The organism is Bacteroides sp. 1_1_30 (assembly GCF_020982715.1).
GTDB classification, from domain to species: Bacteria; Bacteroidota; Bacteroidia; order Bacteroidales; family Bacteroidaceae; genus Bacteroides; species Bacteroides xylanisolvens.
In genome coordinates this window covers 40,642-57,634 of sequence record NZ_JAJKHN010000011.1, presented here as the reverse complement: position 1 = coordinate 57,634, position 16,993 = coordinate 40,642, and the positions used below count along the sequence as shown (strand labels likewise).

Sequence of the window (16,993 nt, the reverse complement as noted above, 5' to 3'; positions counted from 1 at the left end):
GTCTATTTCATTCGTTTTTCCTCCGTGACACCTTCGCCCGCCATGAGCGTGAACTCTACTTTTGCCATGCGGTGGTTGAAACGGAGGCTGACGGCTTGGTCATAACCTCCCACTACGGTGACGTATAGAAGGCCGAAGCCGGCATACCCGCCACTTTGGTCGATATCGGCATTCGGAGTCCGTGCCGTGACACATGTCTCGGTAGTGCTCTTCCGGTAAATGGTGTTTTCAGCATCCTTTGGGACAGTATTGCCCGAGGCGTCCATTACGTACCTTTGGAGGCTGAGCATGCCATCCAGCATCACTCCTATCTCCTTGCCGCCGGCACGGGGGTGCGGTTGCGCCACCTCCGCTGTCAGTCGCAATGGGTACTTGCCATCGGGTAAACGTGTAGTAGATTCTCCCGTTTCCATCTTGCCGCAAGAGACGAGTAGCCCGCCCGCGAGCATCAACATCGGCTACCAGCCGCTGATGCGCATCCATCGTCCGGAATATCCTGTTCCTTTCACATCGTTATTTTTCTTTGTTTTATGTGGTTAGAAAGCGCACACGGCACGCACATTGAGTGCGCCGTCCTTTTCGCTGAGCTGTGCGAAGGCATTGTAGAAATACACGCTAAAAGCGCCATTCTTATTACTGGGGCTCTCCGAAGAAGACCAGAAACGTTTATGGTTATTGCGCGGTGACAATGCGTCACCGCCAACGGCGGAGATGGAGACTTCGACTATATCCCTCGTCTCTGTGTTGTCCCGTGTGTACGCAATATTATCGACATCCTTATAACATAGCATGTGCAGTTCCTTTACCGACGGCAAGAACCATCCGGTGCTGTTTGCCGGGGCTGGATTATTTGCGATAAATGTTTTCAGGACCTCAGCAGGATTGACCAAGGCATCGGTTTTGCCGTTTGTCTTGCAATATCCGTTATACGCCCACAGCACTTTCGTGTTCTGGTAACCGAGTATCCTGTTTATGTTGCCGGTCGCATCGAAACCAGTGGCAATGTTTACGTACTCATCCTTATCGACAGGATTGAAATCTGTTCCTCTTTGAAAATCCGCCACCCAGTCGTTAACGTTTTGCCACGAGACGTTGCCCGGAGCATCTTTAATCGACACGGCAAGGCCATGGGTGCAATTGGGATGTTCTTTCACCATAATCTTGTCGAAATCCAGAGACGCCGGCGTGATCCGTCCTTCAGGATTGGTCTCTGCCGGTGTCCAGAAGACGATGGCCGCCACGCTTGCCTTCTGCTCCTCGGTCAGGGTAGTACCCTTAGGCAGCAGGTTGCCGTCGGCGAGCAGGTAATCTCCCCGTTGCATCGTGTAGTCCTTTACAGTTGTCACCGCGCCGTCCACCTTGTATCTCTTGTAACTGCCGGTAGAAAGGCCGGACGGGGTTATGGTGAACTCCTTGCTTCCCTCGTCATAATGTCCTTCGATAGTCGGTGCGGGAGTCGCGTGATTCACCAAGTAGCGGTATGTACCATCGTTCACGCGCAGCGGCTGGGCAATGCCAGAGAATGTAGTGGCGGGTGACACGGCGTAATCAGGAATCCTCTCGTCGGTAAACTTGTATTTAACGGTATTCGGCATCTCGATGACGGCCAATGCCATACGATGGTTCATGGTGAAAGAGAGGTGGAGGGTGTTGTCTTCCCCTGTCGTTGCGGAGCCTTCGGCAGTCATCAAGTCGGAGGCGGTATATGCCGCATGAGTACTTTGGTCGTCCTGAGGCTGCCAAGCGGAAACCAACGGGGCGAAGAATTCCGTGTCGGTCAAGGCTGAGCCTGTGGGAGTGGCAGTCTTTCCGCTCATATCCGTTTAGTAGGGATAGTAGAGGTAGTAGTGCTCATCCGACAATCCCCCCACAAGTGTCGTGTTGTCCTTGGACTTCCACACGAGGTCGCCCGTGGCGGCATCCCTCTCTGCGGTCAGTTTCACGTTGGAATAGAGGGTTTGAGTGCCGTGCGTCACGTATCGCCGTCAGGCATGTTTTTCCTGCCGCTATGAACAACGGCGGGGGTATATGGTTATCCGGATGTTGCCGATGGAAAAAATCGGCTGGAAGAAGAAATAAATTTCTCGCAACGTTTCACAACAGCTTTGACCTGATGCTTTTCAACACACGCCACACCGTCATGCCTGAGAGCTTTATTCTCTTCCTAAGCAGATAGTTGGCAATCCGTTGCGCTCCCCATCTTCTTGTCTCACGCACAGATTAAGGATAATGGTTTCAATTTCAGGTGTTATCTTCATATTGGCAAGTCTTGATGAACGTTTAGACTTATCGGACAATTCCGACTTGCCTTGTTCTTTCTCGCAATTTATCCAACGGTATAACGTGGAACGGGTAATCCCGCACCGAAGGGCAGTTTTTGTCACAGAACCCGTTTCGACGTATAGCTCAAGCCATTTTTGGCGCATCCGTATATCTTCTTTCATGCAACGAAGATACGGATTAAGATTTGCCAACGAAAAGAAAAAGTGTAGCGTATCTATTGATACTTTGCAATTAAATACTACTCCGCTTTTCAGCCATCTCCTTAATACCAGCCTGTCAATCTACACATTGTTGAGAAGCCATTCATGATTAATATGATCAAAACAACCCTTAATGTCACCTTCCAGTATCCATTGTGGTAAACAGTCTCTACTCAACCATCTATGAAGTGCGCCTATTGCATCCGCAGTACTTCTAAACTTTCTGAACCCATATGAGTTCGCATCCGCTTCACTTTCAGTTATAAGTTCTAAAGCCATAAGATATATCCTGCACGGCTCTGTCCTTCATGGTTGGTATTCCCAAAGATCTTGTCTTGCCATTTGCTTTGGCTATGTTGACCTTCCTCAGCGGGAAGGCCTTATATCCTCTCCTTTTCAATAAACATATAGCTTCTATTTTCTTGGCATCAGTGTCCCACTTCATATGGTCAACCCCTGCCGTACGTTTACCTTTATTGGAAGTTACTTTCCTTATCGCCAATGCCTTGGCTTCGTAGGAAGTGGCAAGTAGGTACCGTAAGGCCTTTACCTTGTTGTACCTCTTTTCTTTGTGGGCCTTTGCTATTCGGACCTGCAGTTTTCTCACTTTACGCTCATATTTGGAAGAATCGATATCTTTTCATGTCGTGTTTCGTACGGTTAAAGATGCACACTCGGCTTTTGCCTTGCTCATTTGCAGTTTCTTCATTTTATTAAAGTTCTACAATCGTTTCACAAAGAATTACCCTGCGGAAGTCTGCCTGATTTCGCATGGGGTGATGTTTAAACCTCTATCCTCCGCATTACACAGAATCATTCACTTTCTCCGCAATCCTTTACCCGCACCACATTCGGCTTTTCTTGCAATTGGCTTACCTGCCTGACATAGACAGGAGAAATACGGGTTTACCAAGTTCCGTACAAGTAACTGACGCCCGACTTAGAGCCCGCCCCTCCACCGCCAGTATGATGTCCGTGTAGCCTTACATTCCCCAAAGACTATCCTGACTACCCACCTTTTGGCTATAGCTTATAAATATCCGTAAGCTATTTCTTTATTACGATGGTGTAGCGATTCACATATGTTACTCATATCAGTCAGCCTAACAGCCTATACATTGGATATTTCTGTAAAGGACTGCATTGTCAAGAGGGCTTCGCACTAAACCATGACTTGGTAAAGCACGCCTCTTTAGACTACTATTGACAGAACAATAGGTTCAGGCACAGTGCTGAACAATTACTTGTACGACTTCTTGTCGCACGGAATACCTAAAGATACAAAAAGGCCAACTAATTCGCAATAATTTGGCTATGAATTAGTTGGCTAATTTTATATTATTTAATAAATACCCCTATTCAGTTCGATTAATGGAGCTGAACTATAAATTTGGACGTTTGCCTTCTTATACAAGATTGACATTCATTGTTTCCGCTATTGTTTTGTTTTCAATCAGCATTCAACTGTATCAACATGAACAGTCGTTTGAAAACTTGAAACTCATTTTCCAAAAACATAAATAATCAACAGATTATTAAAGGTAATCAGTTGGACTATACATTATCTCAGAAAATATATCTATTTGACCTTCATTATATCTTTCAACAGTCCCAACGGCTCATCTGTAGTGATAAAGTCGACTTTATCCCAAAAGTATTGCATGTCCTCTTTTTTATTAACCGTCCATACATTCACTTTTAGCCCCAAGGCATGGCAACTTTCAATCCAATCGGTATAACGGTAAAATTCAGAGAAGTGATAATCCGGTCCGGCACTACCCAATTCTTTCAGTTGTTGTGGAGATAAGTCCCCTTTCAGATAATATACAGGAGTGCTTGTGGGAGCCTGACGGATCAGTTCCTTTAATGCGTGAGACGAAAAGGTGATATATATCATCCGGGGTTCGAGTCCCATCTTCTTTATCATCGAAACGATCTCTTCAACAGCTTTTATCTCCCGTTCGGGTTTACTATGAGCTTTCAACTCCAGCACCAGCTTCAAAGATGTTTTCCGCTTAGCTGTTTCCAGAAGCTCTTTTAAGGAGGGTACGCATTCTCCATTCGCTAACCATAACCCGGTTAATTCCTTCAGAGTGGACTCTTCAACCTTATGCCCTTGAATAATCCCATCATGGCTAACCACCAAACCATTATCTTTTGTCAGCCAGACATCAAACTCCGAACCATAACATCCTATAGAATCCGCTTTCAACAAAGATGTAATGCTATTCTGTGCTGATCCTTGGGTTTTCCAGAAACCACGATGGGCAATCACCCGTGTTTGTGCCGAAGTATTGGCAATCATAAACATAATTGCCAATAAACACATTACCTTTTTCATTTTGTCCTTTCCTCTAATTGTTAGTTATATAAGAGCTGATTCTCTAGTATCCCGGATTCTGCACTAGATTGGGATTTACTTCTATCTGATCTTGTGGAATAGCAAGCCAATAGTTCTTGGGAGCGGTAAAATTACGAACGCCGGTTTCTTTCATGTCCGTAAGTTTATAAAAACTATCAGCGGTTTTTCCGGATAATGTCCAGGATTTCTGATAACGCATCATTTCAGTATGGGCAATTTTCCAACGGCGCATATCATGGAAACGTCTGCCTTCCATAGCCAATTCAATGGAGCGTTCATCATGTAATATTTCGCGCAACTTCTCTCCTGAAGGAATACCACCGGCTTTTGCCCATGAATCTGCAAAGGTAGGTAATCCGCAACGTTCACGTACTTTATTCAAATAGGACAGACTGGCAGTACTCAGTGTGCCGCTATATTCGAAATCCGCTTCTGCATAACTCAGATAGAGTTCGGCCAGACGCATATAAGGAAAGCACCAACGGTTGTAGGTTATTTGATCGGTAGTCCTATTATAGGTATCATATTTAGACACCCATTTCTGACAATAATAACCGTTGTCCGTTTGATACTCATCCTTGGCATTGCCATTATTCTGCTGCATTTCACCACGTCTGCATTTGAGCACTATTGTCTTTCCCTGCACGTCATAATTTCCACGATCAAAGCCAATAGAGGCATAAAAGCGCGGATCACGATTCCTGTGAAAACGTACCGTACTATCACCTGGTGCAATGGAATACGGATCAAGCTTCTTAGTCTCGGGGTCATCTGCCCAAGGTAGACCGTTCTTGGTATAATACCTACTCACACAATCCCACGTCGGGAATAAGGACCCTCTAAAACCTTTGGTCGAATAACTTGTAAATTCAACACGAGGAGCCATATTCTTGATACAGTAGGAAATAGTTCCCTGTTCAGCAAAGCCAAACAGGACTTCATTCCAGTTAAATCCGCTACCACTGATCCCATCACCGACAAAGGCTTCATGATAGTTTTTCTTCCCTTGCTCCAAGTCATTGGTCGAATTTCCATAAAGTTTGTAACCGTTCTCTTCGCAAAGGTCTATGGCCTCTTTGGCAGCATCCATCGCTCTCTTCCACTTTTCCCGGTCATAAGTCTGGTTAATCAGAAAAGTGCCGTCGGGGTTTTTAAAGTCGGAATAAAACTCACTATTCCCATTGACTAACGGCGAGGCGGCATAAAGCAACAGCCGAGCCTTGAAAGCCAAGGCAGCAGAAGAGGTAGCCCTGTTTCTCTTACTTGAATCCCATACGCCAGGAAGTAATCTAGCTGCTTCCGAATATTTATTGGCAATGAAATCGACACATGTATCATAAGGAGAACGGGAGGTCATCATCTCGGCCGGAGAACTTTCCATTGGTATTTCCTTGTCAATAATAACTATCGGTCCATAGTACTCCAGCATGATCTGATGATAATACCCGATCAAAAACAGCGCTTCACCTTTCCACCAGCTCAGGTTTTCGGGGGTAATGTCCGATACCCTATCCAGATTATTAAGCACATTATAGCAATTGCGGATACTTTCCCATACTGCTTTCTTCACAGCACCCTGCGGATAAGATTTTGCTGTATTGCTCCATAATGAGTAATAAGTCGTTGTTGGGGATTCTTCCCCATAAACCAGACTGCGGAAATGAAACCAGCGCGTTGTTCCTCCTTTGCTCGTTATGATTTCGTTTCCTCCGGTAAAATCAGGAAATTGTTGGGGATGGAAATAGTTAGGGATATTCGCGTAGCAAGACAGTACCATTCCTTCAGCCTGATATTGTGTTCGGTAGATATCATCCACGGTAGCAGTACCTTGCGGAACCACATCAAGAAAATCACATGATGCCATCATTAAACAGCCGATTGCCGACAGGCATAACTTTGTATATATATTTTTCATAACTTATTCTGTTCTTAATTAATAATGAAACTGAATCCCGATCTTGGCCGTGCGCTGTAGCGGATATTTCAAACCATTCCCACTTCCCATTTCAGGATCCCAGGTACTGAACGGAGAGAATGTCAGCAAATTAGTACCTGCTGCATACACACGCAGCCACGGGAAGAAGGAATAGCCCAGTTCGGCATTCTTCAGGCGCAGGAAAGCTGCGTTACGTAGGTAATAAGTGCTGGTTTGCGCATTGTTCGTGATAAATTCGGGTGATAATCGGGGATAGGCGGCACCGGCTACATTATTGCTTTCCGACCAGTGGTCATCAACGATATACTGTGCAATGTTATATCCTTTATGGCCCGCTTCGCTGAACGGATGAATATCGCTCATCATTAAACTGACTTTGGCCACTCCCTGGAAAAACAGAGACAAATCCCACTTTTTATACTTCAACGTTCCTCCAAAACCATAGATAATCTCCGGAATTTCAGGATTGCCGATAATCGTCCTGTCATAACCATTCACCACGTTATCACCATTCAGATCTTTATATTTAATATCTCCCACCGTATAATTTCCGAACGACTGTTTGGGAGATCTGTCTATTTCCTCCTGAGAAGTAAACAATCCGTCAGACACATATCCCATAATACTGTTTATCGGGTGTCCGATTCTTGAAGAATAGGGTTCTACATTCACCGGTTCGTCTATCTCCGTAATCTCATTATGTGCATAGGTCAGACTACCGTTCAGGCGGAGCACCCAATCTTTGCCAATTACTTTGCTGTATGCTACACTCATATCCACACCCTTATTCTTTACCGAGCCAATGTTGGCATAAGGCAGCATACCTGTCACTCCCATTGTTGAAGGGACGGACGAACGTTGCATAAAAATTCCACTACGGTCTTCCTTGAAATAATCAATGGTTATATCCATAGATTCAAGAAGGGTCATATCGACACCTAAATTCAGCTTTTTCGATTTCTCCCATGTAGCGTTCGCATTACCATAAATATTTACAAGCGGCCCATTCACGCGGGTACCGCTACCAGTCCACCAATCCAAATTATTATTCATACTGACTTCTGTTACATAGGGAAAGCGAGTGGCAAGCGCATCATTTCCGGTCAATCCATAAGTAGCTCGGATTTTCAGAGTGGAAACTGTTTTTTTTAACGGTTGGAAAAACTTTTCATTAGAAATAGTCCATCCTAGGGCAATCGCAGGGAAGAATCCGAAACGATGCCCGCTTCTGAAATTCTCCGAGCCATTATAACCAAAGGTAGCCTCAAGCAGGTAACGCTGACCAAAACTGTAGGTCAGACGTCCGGCCATCCCTTGCTCACGGTAAGGAAGAAGATCTTTTTCAGCTCCGCCGTCCTTCACTTTCTTGGTTTCTTTCATGTGGTAAACAAGGGTAGCTCCCACATCATGTCCACCAAACTGGCGTGAGTAGTCCAGCGCTCCCTGTAAAGACCAGACACTCTCTGTCGGATCACGCCCGGAATTGCTCTTCAGATAAGGTTCTCCCGGCTCACCGATAGTCGAAGTCTTATAAAGGTAGTTTCCCTGATCATCCATCGTATAGTCATCAGATACTTTATAGTAGAAAGGTACAATCCAATGATCCAGCCAGTTAAAACTGTAATTATAGAAAGATGCCAGTCCGGTGAGTTTTAACCCTGGTGTGACAAACTTCAAGTCCTGTTCGAGATTGAAAGCGGTCGTCATATAGACATAATTTCGTTCCGTATAACCTTCACTCAATTTGGCGTAAGGATTCGGCTCTGATTTTCCCACATCCCACGGATCATTGCTACCGTAGCGGATGTATGTATCCCCTGGTTCAGCAGGAAGTGTAGCAGGAAAACGTACGGGATTCCCATGCATGGAATAGGCGAACAAATTCCGGGTACTTGTTTTGGGGGCATGGTGGTAGAACAACTGCGTATTCATATTTAGCCCCACTTTCGTCGTAGAGGTAACACGGGCTGTCACATTACTCTGAAACAGGTATTTCTTGTTGCGCATACCCACATCAAGCTTATCTTCCTTGGGTTGCCGGATGATACCATTTTCATAGAAGATTCCAGCATTCAGGAAGTAATCCACATTTTTGCTTCCGCCCTTGATGGAGATATTCAAATTCTGATTAACGGCGAAGTCTTTGAACAACATACTGTACCAGTCATTGTTTGGGAACAGGTAGGGATTTGCATTGGCACGTGTTTTATCTATCTTATCCCGGCTATAGAAAGGCTCATACTCTTGGTTATTGGCAATAGCCTGATTATAAACGGCTTCATTATACATATCCATGTAAGTCGGGCCATCTGCCATTTTCTGCACATAGGTAGGCATGGAGAAAGTATTATCAAAGCGGATATCTACAGACATTTTCTCGGAAAGCTGTCCTTGCTTGGTAGTAACGATGATAACTCCGTTAGCCCCCCGTGAGCCGTATAGGGACGTTGCCGTAGCATCTTTCAGCACAGAAAACGACGCGATAGATTCTGGAGGAATATTGTTCATCATCGTAGCGTTGATTTCCACACCGTCAAGTATGATCAGCGGTGAGGTATTCGAACCAAAAGTTGATATACCACGTATATAGAATTTCGCCTCATCAGAGCCTGGTTCACCCTGTGTTTGTACGGCGATGATACCTGGAACGTTCCCGGCAAATGAAGTACTAAGATTACTGGATGTCATCTTCAGGTCTTCCGGCTTCACTGCCTGCACAGCTCCCACGAGGGATTCTTTCTTTTGTTTGCCAAAACCGACCACGACCACTTCATCCAGCATCATACTCCTGTCCGGAGTCAAATTAACGGAAATGAACTTCTTATCTTTTACCACTACCGTTTTCTTCTGGTACCCAACATATGAAATGGTCAATGATGCGTTCTTTGCCAACTGTATAGTGAATATACCGTCCACATCTGTTATAACCCCGTTCTGCGTTCCACTTTCCAATACGGTAGCTCCAATAACAGGCTCTCCGTTTTCGTCTCCCACATATCCTTTCATTTCTGCTTTTACTTCTTTTTGCTGGCTCTCGTCGATCTTTCTATTATCTGCCGCCGTTACAACGGAAACGGGAAATAATGTGAAGGCTAACCATAACAGGATGCAACAGCTTTCGCTGGTAAGGCATCCTTGTTTTACTTTACAGTTCATATATCAATAGATTTTTTGATTAGTAGTGTAGATTTTTCTCTGAAATACAGGGAGGTGTGTCGTAATGCACGATGTACCCTCTTTTTTATTCATTACTATACAACTCTGTTCATTTTCTTTTCTATTATTCATTGTGTGTGCAATTTATTTTATAATTATTTCTTTGACTTTATATAAATTACAGTACAAATTCTCAAACTAAGAATCGTTTATATATACGATAGGAAAACAACTCTCTCTTCCGCCCGAAGGCTGGCTGGCAAAAAAAAGTAAATACCTTGTCATACATCAAATTTAGTTGTTAATATATTTGCAAAATTACCCGGAACAACTCGGATAAAATATCAGAAAATGACCTGATATTATAAAATTTAAAGCAAAATACATATTACTAGTGCGATATGAAATCTTTAGGCAGTACTCCGAACTGTTTTTTAAAACAGCTTGAAAAATAGGAGGGGGTACTGAACCCTACCATGTAAGAGACTTCCACCACTCCATAGGTTCCTTCTTTCAGTATGGAAGCTGCCTGCTTCAAACGGAAAAGGCGGAGATATTCGTTCGGACTCATATTTAGGATTCCTTTCAATTTCCGGTAAAAGTTGGAACGTCCCATATTCATTGCATCCGCTATATCATCAATTTGCAGGTCCGTATTATCAAGATGGCGTAATACATACTCATTTAACTTGCTAATAAACATCTCATCGGCCTTTGTCTGCGCCATTGCATCTGCTTTGATAAAAGGAAATTCAATAAAGTGACGGCGTAATCTTTCCCGATTACTCAACAGATTTGCTACATTGGCACGAAGATACTCCATAGAAAACGGCTTTTCAATATACGCATCCGCCCCTTCTTCAAGTCCTTCGATTCTTGATTCCAGATTAGTTTTAGCTGTCAATAATATTACAGGAATATGACTATAGTCCAGATTTTGTTTCAGATGCTTGCATAATTCAACCCCGTCCATCAGAGGCATCATAATGTCACTTATTATCAGATCCACAGATTTCTGTTCAAGAACGTCCAACGCCTCGACCCCATTTTCCGCAATCAGTACATGATACAATGAAGACAATTGCCTGAACACAAAAGCAAGCATATCCTTATTATCTTCTACAACCAATATGGAAGCAACCTCTCTTTTATCTTTATCAGAAACTTCACGATCTTCATCATCATACCCAGGTTTCTTATGTTGTTCTTCCGAATCATCCGGAAGTGTCTGGTGTAATATTGGAATGGAAAGAATGAAACGGTTACAATCTAGCTCCCGGTCCATCACCAGCATACCTTGATGCAACTCTGCCAAGTAACGAGCCATAGCTAATCCGATGCCTGTGCCCGAGACAATATCTTTCCCGTCCCGGTATTGGACAAAGGCTTTAAAAATATTTTCACGCATTTCGATAGGGACTATATTCCCATCATTACTCATAGAGATAGTGAACACCTCATTCTTCTCATCAACAGACAAATGGAGATAAACGTATGTCCGGGCATATTTCAATGCATTAGCAAACAGATTACTGAGAATTTTGGTCAAAGCCTCTTTGTCAACAGAAGCCAACAATTCTTCCTCTGGAACTTCTACTTCAAGTTTAATTCCCCTTTGCTTTGCCAAAGTGGTGAAATACTTATAAACAGAGTGGACGATAGTACCGATATTATATTCTTTCGGATTCAATTTAAAACCTTTATTTTCCGCTTTACGGAAATCAAGTAATTGGTTTATCAGGTTCAGTAACCTCTCCACGTTCTGATCCATAATTTCCAATTCCATCCTTACATTTTCGGAGAGTTCCCTATCAGCAAGTACATTCTCCAATGGGCACTTTATCAGTGTTAAAGGAGTACGGATTTCGTGTGCCACATTTGTAAAGAAATCTATCTTAGTGGTGTAGAGTTCCTGCTCCTTTTCCTGTTCGAACTTCTCCATCTCTTTACGCTGCTTTTCAATAGTACGCTTCCTTAAATAAAAGAAGAGGGCGAAAAATGTACCGAGTATCAATAGGATATAAATCAGGTATGCCCATACGGATAAATAAAACGGGGGCAATATCCTGATCCCCAATGTGCGTACATCTGGATTCCATACACCATCACTATTCGCACCTTTCACGCGTAACATGTATGTCCCATAAGGTAAATTGGAATACGTAATAGGGCCCTTACCCGCTGTATGCCATTCGGAATCATACCCTTCCAGTCTATATAGCAGTGTATTCATGCTCGGTGACTGATAACTTATCGCAGCTATCCTGAAGGAGAACGAATTCTGATTTGACTGAAGTTCGATATGGTTTGACAAAGTGATACTTTGTTTCAATGGAGAGCCTTTTTCTCCGACTACCACCTTTTTATTAAAGAGCATAAAATCGGTAATCAAAACAGAGGGTAAAAAATCATTATCAATAAAGGAGGAGGGGGCAAAGGAGATGAAACCGTTAATACAGCCAAAATAAATCCGTCCATTCTTATCCTTATAGCTGGACTGGTAATTAAACTGGTTACTCAGCAACCCATTAGCAACTGTATACACTTTAAAACTGGAATTCTTCGGGTTAAAATGCACCAGCCCTTTATTGGTTGAAACCCAGAACAATCCCTTTTCATCTTCTTCAATCCGATAAATGACGTTGCTTGGCAGACCGATACCGTCATAACGGACAAAGGTGTTGGCGGAAGGCACAAAGCGGCAGAAGCCACCTCCTTGTGTGGTAAACCATAGCTGATTTTGACTGTCTTCAAAAATACTCAGCACCTTATTGGATGGAAGGGTGGACGAGTCTGCTTCCTCATGTACGAAATGTTCCCAACCACCTGTACGGACATTCTTTTTATAGACGCCATCGGCATAAGTTGCCAGCCATAAATTCCCCTGCTTATCCTCCTTTATATAATAAACAAACGTCCACCCAAGTTCGGGGACGCGTTTAAAACGTTCCGTATCTGGGTTGTACCGAAACAATCCTATTGTTGTTCCAAGATACAGATCGCCCGCAGTTATCCGGCAGATAGAAAAGATATCACTTGCAATATTATCATAGTGCTTTACAGCGTATGTCCTCAAATCAATACGCTTCAATCCTTTTGCAAAATTCCCAACCCACAGATAATCTCCGTCCAAATACAATCCGTGAACATTATGATAAATATCCGGATGAATGAACGGTTCGATTTTTCCAGTACTAGGATAATAATGGAAAAGCCCCTTATCTTCTGTACCTATCCAGAGTGTGCCGTCATGGGCGGCACAAAACTCCCGCACCCTTTTTCCCATTTTGTTTGATTCTTTCTGGGGATAGACTTTATCAAAGTAGGTATATTGCCGGGGGTAATAATTCACACCCCCAAAATAAGTCCCTATCCACATTCCGCCTTCACGGTCTTTGAGAATCGAATAGATGGCATTGTCAGAGATTGAATAGGGATCACCGTTGACGTTCTGCAAGTGGATGATTTTTGCCGTGTGCAGATTATAGATATAAAGTCCCGATTCGGTTCCTATCCATAATTCGTCATCTGAATAAAATGCAAGTTCCCTGATATAAATATCACCTCCCAATTCATCCTTGGAAAGAAGGGTACGGATAGTCTTATTAGTTAGGTTCACTTCTTTCAGTCCGAATACAGTTCCCACATACATGCAATTATAGGGTCCGGGGAGCAATTTATAGATGTATTCATCTCTGAAAGACACTTTTGAATCTTCTGGAAAAATCGGAGTTAAAGTTTTAAGCTTGTCTTTTGAATAATACAGATTTCCATCACGTATGTCCAACCAGCAGACATCGTCCGAATCAAAATAGAGTTGGCCGGAAGTTTTAAGGTTCAGAGTACCGGACCCGTCCGACTGATAATTAACCAACTGGCTATCCTGGGGATTGTAATAGAAGATTCCCCGCGTCTGAGTTACAACCCAGATACCTCCTTTCTGGTCCCCAGTTATCAGATTGACCGTACAGTCTATATCTATGTTTGAATTACTTATCAGAGTAAAATGCCTGACCTTTTCCATTTGTGGGCAATAGACATATAGGCCTACGTCTGTCCCAATCCATATTTGCCCAAGATTGTCTTCATACAAAGAAGTGATGAAATTATTGCCCAAGGTTCCGGATTCTTTCATGAAAGTCCGAAAAGAGATACCATCATACCGGTCAAGACCATCCTTCGTCCCAAACCACATAAATCCTTGTTTATCCTGAAGGATGGCATGGACCGTATTCTGGGATAATCCATTATTGATATCAAGTGAACGGAATGCATATTGTCCTTCATTCAGAACGGCAAGGGAATAAAGAGGCATCAAAGAAAGAAGTATTAATATAACTAAAATACGTAGTCTCTGCATTGTCTTAATTGTTAGTTTCATTAATTAACATACAACAGGATATAAGAATATCCTGAAAAGTGGATATCAGAGCTATTTCAACAGTATATTCTCAGTACGTCCCGGTGTCAGCAATTCCCAAAGGGATGCTACCGTCCAACCGGGAGCAAACATGTCATTATAATATCCTTTTCCATTCCTTCCATAATCCCAGTTGGTGTGCTGGATCACTTCCGGATAATAACCAACTTTTATCACTCCACACATATGTCCTTTATAAGGAAGTAACTGGCACATGGAAGTAGAAATGACTTCAGCAAAATCAGAGAAACGAGGTTCATTATACTCTTTGGAAAGCCAACGGAGCACATCGGCAAATTCAAAAATAAATACATCAATATGATTATTCTCCACCGAGACATTTCCCCAGCCGCGAGTTTTCAGACCGATATCACCCAACATCTGCCCGGGAGCAAACGGAACGTCCCAGACGTAATACCAGGACAAGGCAAAATAAGCCGCTTTTCGTGTCAGAGAGGCATAGTGGTTATGTTCCGTACCATTTGTTATCAATGATAAATAGTAAGTTGCCGTAGCGGTATAGAGGGAAGCTTCCTTATCCTCACAGTTTGCATCCAGCGTAGAGGAGAAATAGTCAGCCTTTGATATAAGCTCTTTTTCCAGATATTCCGCAGTACGCCGGGCAGCGGACAGATAGCGTTTGTCCTTAAAATATTTATATCCCATAACCAGAGGTAATGTAGCGGATGGAGTACTTCCTCCACTTCCGTCAACAACTGTAAAGTCATCATGGAATTTACGTGGAAAACTTCCATCTGGATTTTGCAGTTGCAAGAACATATCGAGCATTTTCTTTAAGCGTTGTTCCCAATCAGGATGGTGACGTTTATACTTCTGTTCATAATTCAGATAATGAAACATGGCATAAATTCCTTCCGACTGACGACGTATGCTATGCACTGGGCGTTCTTCTTTCACATCACTATCATTTTCCAGATTTACCCATTCACGCAAATAACCGGTTTCCGTAAAGCCATTTTCTAAGTAACTATCAAATATCTTTTTACTGCTAGCTGCAAGGTCATCACGTCCATTCTCATTGCCAAACTCCCATGCATTGAAAGCGTTTAGAAGTACGCGACCGACAAAACCTATCTCTGCTACATTCATGTTGGCACAGGCTGCCACTTTCATTTCAGGGCTGGAGTAATAGGCAAGAGCTTTGTCCCCAACAAAACTTTCCACAAAATAATTGCTCAGCACTCCTTTTATCTCTTCTGGAGAAAAAGGTATTTTCACAGGTTGGGGACGGTATGTATCATAACAATATTCCCAAGTATGGCAAATAAAATCTGAGTAGTCTGTAGCCTGCCCCTCGATAAATTCCCAGGTCAGGAGTACTGTTTCTCCTTTTTTTAGATATTGGAAAGATGTAACCTCCGGAGCCAGCGTCAACTTACGAATATAGGTTTTAGGAGCTTCTCGGTAAGGAAATCCAAAAGATAGTGTTGATGTTCCGTCATGGCTCTCAAAGCCGGTGAACCCTAGGGACGTTTTGCCCGAGAGGATGATTTCGCCTGTTTGGTGGGTAGCAAGGGCATCCCATTGAAAATCGTCCTTGCGTGCCACAGTCATATAACGTCCATCTTTCTGATTGAAGATACCGGTAAGGGGTGAGCTCAGACGATCCTCACGTACCAGCCAACTCTCTGATATATGAAATGAAGGAGCACCTTTAGGAGAACGTAAATTGCGACTATACCAGAATCCTGGTAGATAAAACATACAGTCATTATGTCGGAAGCCTGTTTTCAACTGTTGTTGATAATTAAAGTACACGTCTTCCAATGCCGTAATACTTACTACCATTACACATTTAACATTGTCACGTTCTATTCTCTCTGTAATGATTAATGGTATTTTTTCTTCAGACTCTAACAGATAGATTCCCTTATCATCAACGGCTCCTTGAAAAGCAAGGGAATAGTTTCGTGATTGATTACCGGGAACCTTCAAGGAGACTTGTGCAGATATTCTTTTATATATATCATTAACAGTCCTAGCATCAATAGTAATAGTACAGATCATCAGGCAACAAAGCATACATCTTAATTTTGTCATATAAATCAGATAATTTAGTTTATTAATATTCTTTTAATTTGCGTTCCAAAATTAGGATATTACGTATACAAAGAATGTGATTTTTTGAGCAATTATTATAAGATTTCAGTAGAATTCATAAGAAACAGCCCATTAAGTATTTATTTTTTAATCCTCTATTAAGATCCCATTACAATATACACTTATATTTTTATTGGGATATTTAATACTACAAATGTAAATGTGTCAGAATGCGGGCACAACCTCAGGTCCCTAGCCTTTGTATTGACGAGACTTCTTTAAGCTGCGGAGAATTATATACTGTTGTCACTAATCGTGCGGGACGTGGTGGCAGAGGTACACTTGTGACCATGATACGTGGCACGAAGTCTGAAGACGTCATAAAGGTGCTTGAAATGATTCATGTCTCCAAGCGCAAGACAGCCAAAGAGGTCACTTTAGATCTTTTGCCGACCATGATGCGGATCGTCTGAACGGCTTTTCCCAATGCCACTATGACAGGTTATCGGTTTCATGTACCTTAATTCCGCAATACTATTGTAAATTAAATCTTTTAAGTAGAGGTTGTGTCAAAA

General features: G+C 42.8%; 11 protein-coding genes. 1 reads left to right on the top strand and 10 read right to left on the bottom strand.

The window, feature by feature from the left end:
- Window positions 1-2 precede the first annotated feature (2 nt).
- The 10 genes from LPH68_RS04485 to LPH68_RS04440 all read right to left on the bottom strand — a co-directional run bounded on the left by LPH68_RS04485 (window position 3) and on the right by LPH68_RS04440 (window position 16,418).
- On the bottom strand, window positions 3-455 hold the full coding sequence (locus LPH68_RS04485) for a hypothetical protein (RefSeq protein WP_004312652.1): 453 nt from the start codon (window positions 453-455) through the stop codon (window positions 3-5).
- An 81-nt stretch (window positions 456-536) separates the two neighbouring features.
- Window positions 537-1,817 carry a fimbrillin family protein gene (locus LPH68_RS04480; protein ID WP_004308132.1) on the bottom strand — a complete coding sequence of 427 codons (1,281 nt, stop codon included), beginning with the start codon at window positions 1,815-1,817 and terminating at the stop codon, window positions 537-539.
- A gap of 336 nt (window positions 1,818-2,153) precedes the next feature.
- Window positions 2,154-2,444: a helix-turn-helix domain-containing protein gene (locus LPH68_RS04475; RefSeq protein ID WP_008771115.1), complete on the bottom strand. Its 291-nt coding sequence runs from the start codon at window positions 2,442-2,444 to the stop codon at window positions 2,154-2,156.
- A gap of 120 nt (window positions 2,445-2,564) precedes the next feature.
- Entirely contained in the window at window positions 2,565-2,762 is a 198-nt protein-coding gene (locus LPH68_RS04470; protein ID WP_230296867.1) for a reverse transcriptase domain-containing protein, read from the bottom strand.
- Window positions 2,740-3,090, bottom strand: coding sequence for a reverse transcriptase N-terminal domain-containing protein (locus LPH68_RS04465; RefSeq protein ID WP_004308130.1), 351 nt, complete (start codon window positions 3,088-3,090; stop codon window positions 2,740-2,742). The genes LPH68_RS04470 and LPH68_RS04465 overlap by 23 nt, the downstream gene beginning before the upstream one ends.
- A 972-nt stretch (window positions 3,091-4,062) precedes the next feature.
- Window positions 4,063-4,824, bottom strand: a complete 762-nt coding sequence (locus LPH68_RS04460; protein WP_004308129.1) for a glycerophosphodiester phosphodiesterase family protein — start codon at window positions 4,822-4,824, stop codon at window positions 4,063-4,065.
- Window positions 4,825-4,867: 43 nt separating this feature from the next.
- Entirely contained in the window at window positions 4,868-6,760 is a 1,893-nt protein-coding gene (locus LPH68_RS04455) for a RagB/SusD family nutrient uptake outer membrane protein (protein ID WP_004318653.1), read from the bottom strand.
- Window positions 6,761-6,778: 18 nt separating this feature from the next.
- Window positions 6,779-9,937, bottom strand: coding sequence for a TonB-dependent receptor (locus tag LPH68_RS04450; protein WP_004318652.1), 3,159 nt, complete (start codon window positions 9,935-9,937; stop codon window positions 6,779-6,781).
- A gap of 391 nt (window positions 9,938-10,328) precedes the next feature.
- Window positions 10,329-14,297 carry a two-component regulator propeller domain-containing protein gene (locus LPH68_RS04445; RefSeq protein ID WP_004318650.1) on the bottom strand — a complete coding sequence of 1,323 codons (3,969 nt, stop codon included), beginning with the start codon at window positions 14,295-14,297 and terminating at the stop codon, window positions 10,329-10,331.
- Between the two features lie 72 nt (window positions 14,298-14,369).
- On the bottom strand, window positions 14,370-16,418 hold the full coding sequence (locus LPH68_RS04440; protein ID WP_004318649.1) for a hypothetical protein: 2,049 nt from the start codon (window positions 16,416-16,418) through the stop codon (window positions 14,370-14,372).
- A gap of 230 nt (window positions 16,419-16,648) precedes the next feature.
- Here LPH68_RS04440 and LPH68_RS04435 point away from each other — a divergent pair, with 230 nt between their 5' ends.
- Window positions 16,649-16,891, top strand: a complete 243-nt coding sequence (locus tag LPH68_RS04435; protein WP_004318648.1) for a transposase — start codon at window positions 16,649-16,651, stop codon at window positions 16,889-16,891.
- Window positions 16,892-16,993 lie beyond the last annotated feature (102 nt).